The organism is Streptomyces sp. NPDC053426 (assembly GCF_055585405.1).
The window spans coordinates 298,217-311,919 of the sequence record NZ_JBVJKE010000003.1; the positions used below are offsets into that span (position 1 = coordinate 298,217).

The window sequence follows — 13,703 nt, forward strand, 5'->3', positions numbered from 1 at the left end:
GGTCCGGAGAGATCCGGAGGAGGTCCGGGAGATCCAGGGAAGGACCGGGAGATCCGGAGAAGGACCGGGAGGTCCGGGAAGGGGCTAGAACGCCGCCTCGTCCAGTTCCATCAGGTCCAGCTCGACGCCCTCGGCGACCTTGCGGGCCAGGGTGACGCCGGGCAGGACGTTGGCCGCGAAGAACTTCGCCGCGGCGATCTTGCCGGTGTAGAAGGCGACGTCCTTGGCGGAGGCCGTCGGGAGCTTCTCGGCGGCGATCGCGGCACCGCGCAGGAGCAGGTAGCCGACGATCACGTCACCGGACGCCATCAGCAGGCGGGTGGTGTTCAGGCCCACCTTGTAGATGTTCTTGACGTCCTGCTCGGTGGCCGCGAGGTCGGTGAGCATCAGGCCGACGATGGCCTCCAGCTCGACGGCCGCCTTGGCCAGGTGCTCGCGGGCCGCGCCGAGCTCCTCGCCGCCCTCGCCGAGCGCCAGGAACTTCTTGATGTCCTCGGCCAGCGAGTTCAGCGCCGCGCCCTGGTTGCGGACGATCTTCCGGAAGAAGAAGTCCTGGCCCTGGATCGCGGTGGTGCCCTCGTACAGGGTGTCGATCTTGGAGTCCCGGATGTACTGCTCGATCGGGTACTCCTGGAGGAAGCCGGAGCCGCCGAAGGTCTGCAGCGACTGGGCGAGCTGCTCGTAGCCCTTCTCGGAGCCGTAGCCCTTGACGATCGGCAGGAGGAGGTCGTTGAGGGCGTGCTCGGCCTTGGCGTCCTCGCCCGCCGCCTCCTTCACCGCGATCGTGTCCTGGACCGACGCCGTGTACAGCACCAGCGCGCGCATGCCCTCCGCGTACGCCTTCTGCGTCATCAGCGAGCGGCGCACGTCGGGGTGGTGGGTGATGGTGACCTTGGGCGCGGACTTGTCCATGAAGTTGGCCAGGTCCGGACCCTGGACGCGCTCCTTGGCGTACTCCAGCGCGTTGAGGTAGCCCGTCGACAGCGTGGAGATCGCCTTCGTGCCGACCATCATGCGGGCGAACTCGATGATGCGGAACATCTGGCGGATGCCGTCGTGCTTGTCGCCGATCAGCCAGCCCTTGGCGGGGTGGCGGTCGCCGAAGGTCATCTCGCAGGTGTTGGAGGCCTTCAGGCCCATCTTGTGCTCGACGTTGGTGGCGTAGGCGCCGTTGCGCTCGCCCAGCTCGCCGGTCTCGAAGTCGAAGAGGTACTTCGGGACGAGGAAGAGGGACAGGCCCTTGGTGCCGGGTCCGGCGCCCTCGGGACGCGCGAGCACGTAGTGGAGGATGTTCTCCGACATGTCGTGCTCACCGGAGGTGATGAACCGCTTCACGCCCTCGATGTGCCAGGAGCCGTCCTCCTGCTGCACGGCCTTGGTGCGGCCCGCGCCCACGTCCGAGCCGGCGTCCGGCTCGGTGAGGACCATGGTGGAGCCCCACTGCTTCTCGACGGCGATCCGCGCGATCTTCTTCTGCGTCTCGTTGCCCTCGTCGTGCAGGATCCCGGCGAAGGCCGGGCCGGAGGAGTACATCCACACGGCCGGGTTGGCGCCCAGGATCAGCTCCGCGTACGCCCAGATCAGCGACGGGGGCGCCGTGGTGCCGCCGATGGGCTCGGGCAGGCCCAGGCGCCAGTACTCGGAGTCCATGAAGGCCTGGTAGCTCTTCTTGAAGGACGCCGGGACCGGCGCGGTGTTGGTCTCCGGGTCGAAGACCGGCGGGTTGCGGTCGGCGTCCGTGAAGGACTCGGCCAGCTCGTTCTCCGCGAGCCGGGTCAGCTCCTCGAGGACGCTCTTCGCGGTGTCGACGTCCATCTCGTCGAACGGACCCGTGCCGTACAGCTTGTCGCGCCCGAGCACCTCGAAGAGGTTGAACTCGATGTCGCGGAGATTCGACTTGTAGTGCCCCATGGCGACGGCTCCGTAAGAGAGGTATCGGCGAGGCACTGACTCCTCGCAACTGATTCACATGATTCACGTACCGGCAAGTAGCTACGATGATGCTACCCGTCGGTAATAAGAAGCAACCCCGATCCGGACATCTGTGACCCAGCCCTCCCGCCGCATCAGTAGTCTGTGCGGCATGTACGGCTACGACCAGAGCGCAGGGGCACAGCAGGGTTACGTCCCGCCGCAGCAGCAGATGCAGGGCGGGTACGGGCAGCAGGCGCCGCTGTATCCGGAGCCGTCCGCGCCCTCGCTCGCCGACGCGGTGCGCGCGTTCACCACCGGGCAGATGGCGGCCGAGGACTTCCAGCAGGTCTTCGCCACCTCCAAGGTCTACTGCCCGCGCGGCGACAACCCCGGATTCCTCGCCCTGCACAACACCCAGCAGCCGGTGATCCCGATGTTCACCTCGCTGAAGGAGCTGCGGCGGTACGCGGGCAAGGAGTCCAAGTACTTCGTGATCACCGGCGCCGAGGTGATCGACCTGCTGCCCACGGGGTACGGCTTCGTGCTCGACATGGAGGGCGAGCACCGGATGGTGTTCGACGCGAAGGCCGTGGAGCAGATGGTCGAGTTCGCGATGCGCCGCATGTACGGCTGAGGCCGTCGCCGCGCGGACGGCTGGTCCGCACCGCCCCTGACGCCGGGCCCGGAGGGAATGTCCTCCGGGCTTTCTTCGTTCGGGGTGGCAAGAAGTTCAACGCTCAACTAAAATGGGCGTACCCGAGGAGGTACCGACATGCCTGCAGTGACCGTCGAGAACCCGTTGACGCTGCCCCGTGTGACCGCGCCCGCCGACGCCGTGGCACGCCCCGTGCTCACCGTGACGACCGCGCCGAGCGGTTTCGAGGGCGAGGGCTTCCCGGTGCGCCGGGCGTTCGCCGGGATCAACTACCGCCATCTCGACCCGTTCATCATGATGGACCAGATGGGCGAGGTGGAGTACGCGCCGGGAGAGCCGAAGGGCACGCCCTGGCACCCGCACCGCGGCTTCGAGACCGTCACCTACATCATCGACGGGATCTTCGACCACCAGGACAGCCACGGCGGTGGCGGCACCATCACCAACGGCGACACCCAGTGGATGACGGCCGGCAGCGGCCTGCTGCACATCGAGGCGCCGCCGGAGCAGCTCGTCATGTCCGGCGGGCTCTTCCACGGGCTCCAGCTCTGGGTGAACCTCCCCGCCAAGGACAAGATGATGGCGCCGCGCTACCAGGACATCCGGGGCGGCAGCGTCCAGCTCCTCACCTCCCCCGACGGCGGCGCGCTGCTGCGCGTCATCGCCGGTGAGCTGGACGGCCACGAGGGTCCGGGCGTCACGCACACGCCGATCACGATGGTGCACGCGACGCTGGCGCCGGGCGCGGAGATCACCCTGCCCTGGCGCGAGGACTTCAACGGTCTCGCGTACGTCCTCGCGGGCCGGGGCGCGGTCGGCACCGAGCGCCGCCCGGTCCACGTCGGCAAGACCGCGGTCTTCGGCGCGGGTTCCTCGCTGACCGTCCGCGCGGACGAGAAGCAGGACTCCCACACCCCGGACCTGGAGGTCGTGCTGCTGGGCGGCCGGCCCATCCGGGAGCCGATGGCCCACTACGGCCCGTTCGTGATGAACACCCGCGACGAGCTCCAGCAGGCCTTCGAGGACTTCCAGAAGGGCCGGCTCGGTACGGTCCCGGCCGTGCACGGCATGTCCGAGGGCGGCCCCGCGGCCGGCAGCAACGGCGCCTGAACACTGCCCGGTTCCGGCAGTGAACCCGGCCGCGTACGGACACGATGATGTCCGTACGCGGCCGGATCGCCGAGGAGAGGACGGGCGCCGATGAGCGAGCGCCGGGTACGGAAGATGCTGCGGCGGATGGAGAGCGGGGAGCCCGTACGGGTCACCGGCGCCATGTCGACCACGACGGGGCTCGCCCGGTCGGCCGCCATGGCCCAGAAGTTCGGATACGCGTACGCGGACGTACGGCAGCAGGGCAAGCAGTACGTGATCGTGATCGTGCCCGACCCCGCTCCCGGGGCCCGGGAGCGGGCCGCACGGAACCGGGCGCGGTACCCGAGGGCCGCCGACGGCGGTGAGCTGCCGCGCCTCGCGCCCGAGGAGGTCGAGCTGCTCAAGGCCCGCATCACGTTCGACATCACCACCATGTACACCGACAAGCAGCGGATCGTGCTCTCCGGCATCGCAGCCGTCGCGCTCGCCCTGCCCGTCGGCCTCGTGCTCGGCTCGGGCGGCACGACCGTGGTCCACGCCGCCCTCGCCTGGGCCGCGCTGATGGCCCTCCTGCCGCTCGGTATCGCCTTCAACCGGCGGTACAGGGAGAAGTACGCCGCCCGTCTGCGGGCCGCCGGGTTCACACCGGTGACCGGTCCGGACGGACGGCTGCGGTACCTGCCGCCGGGCGGCCGGCTCCCCGGGCACGGGAACCCCCTCGCGGGATGAACGGGGCTCAGCGCGGACCGGCCCCCTCCGGCTCGTACAGCTCGAACCAGATGCTCTTGCCCTCGCCCCGCGGGGCCACCCCCCAGGCGTCCGCGAGCAGCTCGATCAGCATCAGGCCGCGTCCGGAGGACGCCATCTCGCCCGGCCGGCGCTTGTGCGGCAGGTCGTCGCCGGTGTCGGTGACCTCGACGCGGATCTGTCGCCCACCGGGCTCCCCGGTGACGTCGGTGACCAGCAGGGCGTCCGTGTCGGTGTGGACCAGGACGTTCGTCAGCATCTCGGAGAGCAGCAGCACCGCCGAGTCCCTCTGGTCCTCGTCGGGCCAGTCGTGCAGCAGCTCGCGCAGTTGCTGCCGGGCGTCGGCGACGCGCTCCGGTTCGGCCTGCGCGACCGTCATCACCGTGCGGCGCACCAGCGGCTGGGCACTGCCGTGGTCCCCGTGCTCCCGGCGCAGCAGCAGGAGCGCTATGTCGTCCTCGCGGCGGTCGGCGAGCGGTCCGGTCGTGTGGTGCGAGGACGGCCCGAGCACTGCCTGGATCAGTGCGTCGGCCAGCTCGTCCATGCCGTCCCAGCGGTCCTCCAGGACGTTGCGCAGCCGCCCCCAGCCGGTCCGCAGGTCGTGGCCGCCGGTCTCGACCAGGCCGTCCGTGCAGAGCATCAGCGTCTCGCCGGGCTCCAGGATGTGCCGTGTGGCCGGGTAGTCGGAGTCCGGGTCGATGCCGAGCGGCAGTCCGCCCGCCGTGGCGCGGATCAGCGCCGTGCCGTCCGCCAGGCGCACGACGGGGTCCAGATGGCCGGCCCGGGCGCTTTCCACGGTGCCCGTCGCCGAGTCGACCTCGGCGTAGTAGCAGGTCGCGAAGCGCACGTCCCCGGGGTCCTCGTCATGGCTCCCCTGGGTGAGGCCGTGGAAGAAGCGGGAGGCGCGGGAGAGCACGGCGTCGGGGCGGTGGCCCTCGGCGGCGTACGCGCGCAGGGCGATGCGCAACTGCCCCATCAGCCCGGCCGCCCGTACGTCGTGACCCTGGACGTCGCCGATGACCAGGGCGAAGCGGCCGCGGGGCAGCGGGATCACGTCGTACCAGTCGCCGCCGACCTGGAGTCCGCCGCCGGTGGGGACGTAGCGGGCGGCGATGTCCATGCCCGGGATGTCGGGTCCCAGCACGGGCAGCATGGAGCGTTGCAGTCCGTCGGTCAGCTCCCGCTGGGTCTCGGCCGCGCCCGCCCGGGACAGCGCCTGGGCCAGCATGCGCGCCACGGTGGTCAGCACGGAGCGCTCGTCGGGGGTGAACGCGACCGGATAGGCGAAGCCCGCCATCCACGCGCCCATCGGGCGCCCGGCCACGGTCAGCGGCAGGAACGCCCAGGACCGGCGGCCGAAGTGCCGGACGAGCGGCCAGGCGAGCGGGTAACGCGTCTTGTACTGCTGAGGGGAGGAGAGGTAGACCGCGCGGCCCGTCCGCACCACATCGGCGGCCGGGTAGTCCGTGCCCACCGTCATGGAGGTGAACGGGGTCTCCTCGCCGGACTCATGCCCGTGGTGGCCTATGACCGTGAGCCGGTCGCCCTCGACGCCGAACACGGCCAGTCCGTCCGGTGAGAAGCCCGGCATCGACAGGTTGGCCGCGACCCGCAGCACCTCCTGCGTCGACCGCGCCTCCGCCAGCGCCCGGCCCGCGTCCAGCAGGAACGCCTCGCGGGAGCGCCGCCAGTCACCGGTGACCGCGCTGCGCCCGGCGGGCGTGCCCGGGGTGGGCTCGGCGACCTCCTGGAGGCTGCCGGTCAGGACGTACGCCTTGCGGGCGCGGTCGAAGGAGGGCTTGGAGCGGCTGCGCACCACCCGGACGACCCGGTTCTGGTCGTCCATGATCCGGATGCGTACCTCGGCGAGGGTGCCCTCGGCGACGGCGAGCTGGACCACTCCGGTGATCTCGTTCCAGTCGACGGGGTGCAGACGGGCCCGGACCTGGGCCTCCGTGAGGGTGACCTGTTCGGCGGGGAGTCCGAGCAGCCGTGCCGCCACGGCGTCGACCGTGACCAGCCCGGCCGCGGTGTCCCAGTGCCACAGGCCGGTGTCGAGGGCGGCGAGGACGTCCCCCAGGGCGGGCAGGGGCTCACCAGTGCGCATTGCACCACTTTATGAAGATGGTGTCGAAAACTGCCACTGCGCCCGGCCGGTAATGACGGAGAAGCGATCTTGGCCCGGCCGGTAGGCTTGGGGGGAGTTTCACGTGAAACAACGACCCCGATCCGCGAAGGCTGGATGAACGACGATGCATCGGTACAGGTCCCACACCTGCGGCGAGCTCCGCGCCTCTGACGTCGGCACCGACGTCCGGCTGAGTGGCTGGCTGCACAATCGGCGCGACCTGGGCGGCATCCTCTTCATCGATCTGCGCGATCACCACGGCATCACGCAGCTCGTGGCCCGCCCGGGCACCGAGGCGTACGAGGCGCTGGACAAGCTCTCCAAGGAGACCGTGGTCCGCGTCGACGGCAAGGTCGTCTCGCGCGGTACGGAGAACGTCAACCCCGAGCTGCCCACCGGCGAGGTCGAGGTCGAGGTCTCCGTGGTCGAGGTGCTGGGCGCCGCCGCCCCGCTCCCCTTCACGATCAACGCCGAGGACGGGGTCAACGAGGAGCGGCGCCTGGAGTACCGCTTCCTGGACCTGCGCCGCGAGCGCATGCACCGCAACATCATGCTGCGTACGCAGGTCATCTCGGCGATCCGCCACAAGATGACCGCGCTGGGCTTCAACGAGATGGCGACGCCGATCCTGAGCGCCACCTCTCCCGAGGGCGCCCGCGACTTCGTGGTCCCGTCCCGCCTGAACCCGGGCAGGTTCTACGCGCTGCCGCAGGCGCCGCAGCAGTTCAAGCAGCTGCTGATGATCTCCGGCTTCGACCGGTACTTCCAGATCGCGCCCTGCTTCCGTGACGAGGACGCCCGCGCGGACCGCTCGCCGGGCGAGTTCTACCAGCTCGACGTGGAGATGAGCTTCGTCGAGCAGGAGGACGTCTTCCAGCCGATCGAGAAGCTCATGACCGAGCTGTTCGAGGAGTTCGGCAACGGCCGTCATGTGACGTCCCCGTTCCCGCGGATCCCGTTCCGCGAGGCGATGCTCAAGTACGGCTCCGACAAGCCGGACCTGCGCGCCAAGCTGGAGCTCGTCGACATCACCGACGTCTTCGAGGGCTCGGAGTTCAAGGCCTTCGCCGGCAAGCACGTACGCGCCCTGCCGGTGCCGGACGTCTCCGGCCAGCCCCGCAAGTTCTTCGACCAGCTCGGTGACTACGCGGTCTCCCAGGGCGCGAAGGGCCTGGCGTGGGTGCGCGTCGGCGAGGACGGCTCGCTGAGCGGCCCGATCGCGAAGTTCCTCACCGAGGAGAACGTCGCGGAGCTGACCAAGCGGCTCTCCCTGGCCCCCGGCCACGCGGTGTTCTTCGGCGCGGGCGAGTTCGACGAGGTCTCCAAGATCATGGGCGCGGTGCGGGTCGAGGCCGCCAAGCGCGCCGGGCAGTTCGAGGAGAACGTCTTCCGCTTCTGCTGGATCGTCGACTTCCCGATGTACGAGAAGGACGAGGAGACCGGCGCGATCGACTTCTCGCACAACCCGTTCTCGATGCCGCAGGGCGGTCTGGAGGCCCTGGAGACCCAGGACCCGCTGGACATCCTCGGCTGGCAGTACGACATCGTCTGCAACGGTGTCGAGCTGTCCTCGGGCGCGATCCGGAACCACGAGCCGGAGATCATGCTCAAGGCGTTCGAGATCGCGGGCTACGACCGTGAGACGGTCGAGGAGAAGTTCGCCGGCATGCTCCGCGCGTTCCGCTTCGGCGCCCCGCCGCACGGCGGCATCGCCCCCGGCGTGGACCGCATCGTCATGCTCCTCGCCGACGAGCCCAACATCCGCGAGACCATCGCCTTCCCGCTCAACGGCAACGCCCAGGACCTGATGATGGGCGCGCCGACGGAGCTGGAGGAGGCCCGCCTGAAGGAGCTGCACCTGACGGTGCGCAAGCCTCAGCCGAAGTAACCCGGACACGGCGAGGGGGCCCGGAACCGACCTCGGTTCCGGGCCCCCTCGCCGTGTGCGCGGCCGGGTGAGGGCTCAGCTCCGCCGGCCCAGCCGGCTCCGTACGCGCCGGGCCCGGCGGTTGCCCGCGACCGCGTCGAGGAGCCGGCGTCCGGTGCCGGCCGCGTAGGCCGGGCCTTCCAGCCGCAGCAGCTCCCCGTCGCTGACGACGGCGTACGCGACCGGGGTGTCCGCCTTCGGGAAGGTGACCGGGTGGCGTCCGTCCGCGAGGCCGAGACGGGCGGGGAGACGCAGCCGCACCGTCGTCCCGTCGGCGGCGGGGACCAGCTCGGCGGTCACCGTCAGCGCGGACACCGCTGCCTTGACGTGCACCCGGCCGCCGGACGCCGCCGTCACGTACGGCAGCGGCAGCGACCGTCCGGCGCGCGCGTCGTTGGCGGCGGCGGCCCCGGCCGTGTCGGGGCCGAACCGGCGCTGCCGCTGGTCCAGGTCGAGGGCGAGCTGGCCGCCGGCCGTCCAGTACGGCAGCGCGAGCCGCCCACCGGTCAGCGCCGGGCCCGCGGCCGGGGTGCCCGGGGCACCGCCGCCGGTCACCCGGACCATCCGGTCGACGCCCAGCAGCTGGACGAACGCCCACACGTCGTACACCCCGCGCCCCAGGGGCCTGCCGCCGGCCAGCCGCTCCGGATCGACGCGCAGCCGCCCGGACGCGACCGGCCGGGACCGTCCGTCGCCGGCCGGTTCGAGCCGGACCTCCAGGTCCCCCTCCGGGTACCACCAGTCCTCCCGGTCCCGGTCCTTGACCACGATCTCCGCGTACGCCAGCCGGAACGGATCGCGCACCTCGTACCCGTCCTCGGCGCCCGGCACGCCGTCCAGCAGCTCCGGGTCCAGCCACCACCGGCCGTCCCGCTCGACCAGGACCAGCGGCTCACCGTCCCCGCGCAGCAGGTCCAGCGTGATGTCGGCGACCAGGCAGCCGTCCTCCCACCGCGGCGGACCGGCCTCGCCGCGCGCCTTCACCGCGCCGACGTGCTCGGCGAACGCCCGCGCCCCGTCGAAGTCACCGCTCTCCAGCAGTTCGGCGCGGACCCGCGACACCCCGGGCAGCCCCTCCCGCACGGCAGGCGGGAACTCCTCCAGCGCCACCGCGCGGGCCGCCTCGAAGCGCGGCAGCTGCTCGGCCCGGTCCTCGCGCAGGATCTCGGGCTCCCGGGCCCTGGAGAGGACCTCGACGTGGTACAGGCGGTGCAGCAGCCGGTTCTGCAGCGCGTCGACGTCGTCGGAGGGGGTGGTGCCGTCCTTGATCCGGCGGACGACCGTGCGGCAGTTGGGCCAGAACCCGTGCCGCGGGTTGAACCGGTGCCGGGTGTTGTTGCCGCCGTCGTCCCGCTTCATCCAGTAGTAGCAGGGGTAGTCGGCGAGGACGGAGATGCGTTCCGCCTTCAGATAGGCGGCGGTGACGAAGGCCAGGTCCTCCAGGATCCACGGCCCCTCCGGGAACCGCAGCCCGTGCTCCTCGACGAAGGCCCGCCGGAACATCTTGTGCGGCGACAGGCTCTGCATCAGCTCGTCGTTCTCGATCGTGCAGGCGTCCACCGTGTGCCGGAACAGCCGCCGGGGGCGGACCATCGTGCTGGACATCTTGCCGATCACCACGTCGGCGTCGTTGCGCCTGGCGTGCGCGTACAGCCGCTCCAGGGCCTCGGTGCCGAGCTTGTCGTCGTGGTCGACGAACTGCACGTACTCGCCCTTGGCGTGCCGCATGCCGAGGTTGCGCGGCGCGCCCGGCCAGCCCGAGTTGGGCATGGTGTGCACCTGGACGTTCGGATGCCCGGCCGCGAGCTTCTCCAGCCGGGCCGGCGTGTCGTCCGTCGACCCGTCGTCGACGTAGATCACCTCGTACTCGTCGGCCGGCAGGCTCTGTCCGAGCAGCGACGGCGCGCACTCGTCGACGTACTGACCGGTGTTGTAGACGGGAACGATGACGCTGACCTTGAGTCTCGGCATCCTCCGGACATTACCCGCACCGTGTCCGGGCCCGGACACGGTGGTTCCCGGGCCCGTCGGCGCGCGTCGTGCCGGCGGCTACCGCGCCACGAACTGGGTGAGGATCGCCTGGACCTCGTAGATGTCGACGCCCTTGGTGAAGGTCTTCTCGATGGGGGTCGGGGAACCGGATATCCAGATCTTCAGTTCGGCGTCGAGGTCGAAGGTGCCGGCCGTCTCCACCGCGAAGTGCGTGATGCTGCGGTACGGGACGGAGTGGTACTCCACCTTCTTGCCGGTGATGCCCTGCTTGTCGACCATGATCAGGCGGCGGTCGGTGAACAGGATGGTGTCGCGGATCAGCAGGAACGCGGCGTGCACCTGCTCGCCGTGGCCCAGCAGACGGGCGTAGTCCTGCTGCGCCTGGGCCGGGTCGACGGTGTGCGCGTTGCCGAAGAGTGCCATGGAACGAGTCCCCCCACGTGAGTGCTGACGGCCGGATCTCGGCCGTCTTCACATGATCTTCGCAAACGGAGGGGCCCAGGAGAAGGTTTCCCTCCGTCCTGGGCCCCGGCTGTAGCGAGTGTGTTACGCGGTCGGCTTCTCCTCGAGACGCGGGAAGAGGACCGCGCCCTTGGTGACCGTGGAACCGGCGGGGAGCAGGCCCCAGGTGCCGGACTCCTGGACCTTCTGGTCCGCCAGGGCGCCGAGGCCGGCCTCCGCGCCGAGGGAGTCCCAGAGCTTCTGCGAGGTCTCCGGCATGATCGGGTTGAGGAGGACCGCCACCGCGCGCAGGGACTCCGCGGCGGTGTAGAGGATGGTCGCGAGGCGGGCCTTGCCCTCCGGCGACTCGTCCTTCGCGACCTTCCAGGGCTCCTGCTCGGTGATGTAGCCGTTGACCTGCTTCACGAAGTCGAAGACCGCCAGGATGCCGCCCTGGAAGTCCAGCTCCTCGCCGATGCGGCGGTCCGCCTCCGTGACGGCCTTCGCCAGGCCGTCGTGGATCGCCCGCTCGGCCTCGCCGTCGGCCGTCGACGCCGGCAGCTCGCCGCCGAAGTACTTGCCGACCATCGCGGCCACGCGGGACGCCAGGTTGCCGTAGTCGTTCGCCAGCTCGCTGGTGTAGCGGGCGGAGAAGTCCTCCCAGGAGAAGCTGCCGTCCTGGCCGAAGGCGATCGCCCGCAGGAAGTACCAGCGGTACGCGTCCACGCCGAAGTGCGAGGTCAGGTCCTGCGGCTTGATGCCGGTCAGGTTGGACTTGCTCATCTTCTCGCCGCCGACCATCAGCCAGCCGTTCGCGGCGACCTTCCCGGGGAGGGGGAGGCCCTGCGCCATCAGCATGGCCGGCCAGATGATCGCGTGGAAGCGGAGGATGTCCTTGCCGACCAGGTGCACGTCGGCGGGGAAGGTCGCCTCGAACTTCTCCGGGTTCTCGTTGTAGCCGACCGCCGTGGCGTAGTTCAGCAGGGCGTCGACCCACACGTAGATGACGTGCTTCTCGTCCCAGGGGATCGGGATGCCCCAGTCGAAGGTCGAGCGGGAGATGGACAGGTCCTGCAGGCCCTGGCGGACGAAGTTCACGACCTCGTTGCGCGCGGACTCGGGCTGGATGAAGCCCGGGTTGGCCTCGTAGTGGGCGAGGAGCTTCTCGCCGTACTCGCTGAGCTTGAAGAAGTAGTTCTCCTCGCTGAGGATCTCCACCGGCTTCTTGTGGATCGGGCACAGCTTCTGGCCCGCGTACTCGCCCTCGCCGTCGAGCAGCTCGCCGGGGAGCTTGTACTCCTCGCAGCCCACGCAGTACGGGCCCTCGTAGCCGCCCTTGTAGATCTCGCCCTTGTCGTACAGGTCCTGCACGAACTCCTGGACGCGGTCGGTGTGCCGCTTCTGCGTGGTGCGGATGAAGTCGTCGTTCGCGATGTCGAGGTGCTCCCACAGGGGCTTCCACGACTCCGTGACGAGCTTGTCGGCCCAGGCCTGCGGGGTGACCCCGTTCGCCTCGGCCGTGCGCATGATCTTCTGACCGTGCTCGTCCGTGCCGGTGAGGTACCACACCTTCTCGCCGCGCTGGCGGTGCCAGCGGGTGAGCACGTCGCCTGCGACGGTCGTATAGGCGTGGCCCAGGTGAGGAGCGTCGTTGACGTAGTAGATGGGGGTCGAGACGTAGTACGCCTTCGCCCCCTGCTTCTCGGATCCAGTGGCCGCCATGGTCGAAATCCTACTGGCCTCGGGGAGATCGACTCACACGCGTTTCGGGGGGCGGACGGGAATTCCGTCCGCCCCCCGACGGAGGTCAGGAGCGGTTCACGGGCGCCAGGACGCCAGTACGCCCTCGTAGAGCTCCTTGTCCGTGAGCTCGCGGGGGGTGGGGCCCGCGTGGAAGAAGGAGGTGTTCTCCGTCTTCAGCTTGCGGAGGTAGTCGAAGGCCTTGTTGTCGTGCTCACCGAAGGCGACGAAGGAGAAGAACACGGCGGGGTGGTTCTTCGCCGCGTCGGTGAGGGCCTGGGTGGCGGGGGTCTTGGCGTCGGGGGCGCCGTCCGTCTGGAAGACCACCAGGGCGGGGGTGCCGGCCGGCTCTTCGGCGTGCTTCGCGAGGACGGCCTCGACGGCCGCGTGGTAGCTGGTACGGCCCATGCGGCCGAGGCCGGCGTGCAGCTCGTCGATCTTGTTCTCGTGGTCGGTGAGGGTCAGCTCGCCGGTGCCGTCCAGTTCGGTGGAGAAGAACGTGACGTGGAGGGTGGCCTCGGTGTCGACGTGGGCGGCGAGGGCGAGGGTCTGCTCGGCGAGGGACTGGGCGGAGCCGTCCTTGTAGTACGGGCGCATGCTCGCGGAGCGGTCGAGGACGAGGTAGACCTTGGCGCGGGTGCCGGTGAGGTCGTTCTTCTTGAGGGCGGCGCCGGCTGCTTTGTAGGCGGTGGTGAGGGTGGTGTCGCGGAGCTTTGTGGGGGGTGTGGCGGGGGTCGGCTTCGGGGCGGGCTGTTCGGCCTCGGCCTTTGCCTCCGGCTCCGTTTTGAGTTCTTCGGCCGTAGCGGTGGTCTCGGGCTTCGCCTCGGCCTCGGCCTCGGCCTCGGCTTCGCCTTCGGCCGGGATTTCGTTCCCACCCGCACCGCCCGTGCTGCTTTCGTCGTCGGGTGCGGGTGGCCCCTGTGGGGCGTCCTCGCCGTCGGCGGCCGCGGGCTCAGTGACAGCCTCGGGCTTCTCTTCCACCTCGGCCTCGGGCTCCGCCTCGGCTGCCGTCTCCTGCTCGGCTTCCGGCTCGACCTCGGCTTCCGCCTTGGCCGCCGGCCCCTGCT

10 protein-coding genes are annotated in these 13,703 nt (G+C 70.3%); 4 read left to right on the forward strand and 6 right to left on the reverse strand.

All coding sequences use genetic code 11. The features are described 5' to 3' along the window. Positions 1-84: 84 nt before the first annotated feature. A complete protein-coding gene (locus ACZ62B_RS08315) occupies positions 85-1,911 on the reverse strand; it encodes an acyl-CoA dehydrogenase (RefSeq protein WP_469689469.1) in 1,827 nt (608 codons plus the stop codon). A gap of 172 nt (positions 1,912-2,083) precedes the next feature. Between ACZ62B_RS08315 and ACZ62B_RS08320 the strand changes: the two genes are divergently transcribed. From ACZ62B_RS08320 to ACZ62B_RS08330, 3 genes are all read left to right on the forward strand, one after another. Continuing rightward, entirely contained in the window at positions 2,084-2,548 is a 465-nt protein-coding gene (locus tag ACZ62B_RS08320; RefSeq protein ID WP_030856883.1) for an SseB family protein, read from the forward strand. Positions 2,549-2,686: 138 nt separating this feature from the next. Next, the gene (locus tag ACZ62B_RS08325) at positions 2,687-3,679 is read left to right on the forward strand and encodes a pirin family protein (protein ID WP_468883552.1); all 993 of its coding nucleotides are present in this window, start codon (positions 2,687-2,689) and stop codon (positions 3,677-3,679) included. A gap of 90 nt (positions 3,680-3,769) precedes the next feature. After that, positions 3,770-4,390: a hypothetical protein gene (locus ACZ62B_RS08330; protein WP_469689470.1), complete on the forward strand. Its 621-nt coding sequence runs from the start codon at positions 3,770-3,772 to the stop codon at positions 4,388-4,390. A 7-nt stretch (positions 4,391-4,397) separates the two neighbouring features. On the opposite strand, the gene ACZ62B_RS08335 is transcribed toward ACZ62B_RS08330, so the two are convergent. Continuing rightward, positions 4,398-6,515 carry an ATP-binding SpoIIE family protein phosphatase gene (locus ACZ62B_RS08335; RefSeq protein ID WP_344563076.1) on the reverse strand — a complete coding sequence of 706 codons (2,118 nt, stop codon included), beginning with the start codon at positions 6,513-6,515 and terminating at the stop codon, positions 4,398-4,400. 145 nt (positions 6,516-6,660) lie between these two features. On the opposite strand from ACZ62B_RS08335, the gene aspS reads away from it, so the two are divergent. Next, the gene (gene aspS / locus ACZ62B_RS08340; RefSeq protein WP_468720926.1) at positions 6,661-8,424 is read left to right on the forward strand and encodes an aspartate--tRNA ligase; all 1,764 of its coding nucleotides are present in this window, start codon (positions 6,661-6,663) and stop codon (positions 8,422-8,424) included. A 75-nt stretch (positions 8,425-8,499) separates the two neighbouring features. Here aspS and ACZ62B_RS08345 read toward each other — a convergent pair whose 3' ends face one another. The 4 genes from ACZ62B_RS08345 to ACZ62B_RS08360 all read right to left on the reverse strand — a co-directional run. Then, entirely contained in the window at positions 8,500-10,434 is a 1,935-nt protein-coding gene (locus ACZ62B_RS08345) for a glycosyltransferase family 2 protein (protein ID WP_468720924.1), read from the reverse strand. Between the two features lie 78 nt (positions 10,435-10,512). Beyond that, positions 10,513-10,878 carry a PH domain-containing protein gene (locus tag ACZ62B_RS08350; protein WP_073933249.1) on the reverse strand — a complete coding sequence of 122 codons (366 nt, stop codon included), beginning with the start codon at positions 10,876-10,878 and terminating at the stop codon, positions 10,513-10,515. Between the two features lie 123 nt (positions 10,879-11,001). Beyond that, on the reverse strand, positions 11,002-12,618 hold the full coding sequence (metG, locus tag ACZ62B_RS08355) for a methionine--tRNA ligase (RefSeq protein ID WP_344563070.1): 1,617 nt from the start codon (positions 12,616-12,618) through the stop codon (positions 11,002-11,004). Positions 12,619-12,714: 96 nt separating this feature from the next. After that, a partial coding sequence (locus tag ACZ62B_RS08360; protein WP_469689474.1) for a VWA domain-containing protein occupies positions 12,715-13,703 on the reverse strand: 989 nt, incomplete at its 5' end.

What these genes read in the sequence shown, in the direction of transcription:
- ACZ62B_RS08315 (WP_469689469.1), bottom strand. Translation starts at nt 1,911, where the DNA reads ATGGGGCACTACAAGTCGAATCTCCGCGACATCGAGTTCAACCTCTTC.
- ACZ62B_RS08320 (WP_030856883.1), top strand. Translation starts at nt 2,084, where the DNA reads ATGTACGGCTACGACCAGAGCGCAGGGGCACAGCAGGGTTACGTCCCG.
- ACZ62B_RS08325 (WP_468883552.1), top strand. Translation starts at nt 2,687, where the DNA reads ATGCCTGCAGTGACCGTCGAGAACCCGTTGACGCTGCCCCGTGTGACC.
- ACZ62B_RS08330 (WP_469689470.1), top strand. Translation starts at nt 3,770, where the DNA reads ATGAGCGAGCGCCGGGTACGGAAGATGCTGCGGCGGATGGAGAGCGGG.
- ACZ62B_RS08335 (WP_344563076.1), bottom strand. Translation starts at nt 6,515, where the DNA reads ATGCGCACTGGTGAGCCCCTGCCCGCCCTGGGGGACGTCCTCGCCGCC.
- aspS (WP_468720926.1), top strand. Translation starts at nt 6,661, where the DNA reads ATGCATCGGTACAGGTCCCACACCTGCGGCGAGCTCCGCGCCTCTGAC.
- ACZ62B_RS08345 (WP_468720924.1), bottom strand. Translation starts at nt 10,434, where the DNA reads ATGCCGAGACTCAAGGTCAGCGTCATCGTTCCCGTCTACAACACCGGT.
- ACZ62B_RS08350 (WP_073933249.1), bottom strand. Translation starts at nt 10,878, where the DNA reads ATGGCACTCTTCGGCAACGCGCACACCGTCGACCCGGCCCAGGCGCAG.
- metG (WP_344563070.1), bottom strand. Translation starts at nt 12,618, where the DNA reads ATGGCGGCCACTGGATCCGAGAAGCAGGGGGCGAAGGCGTACTACGTC.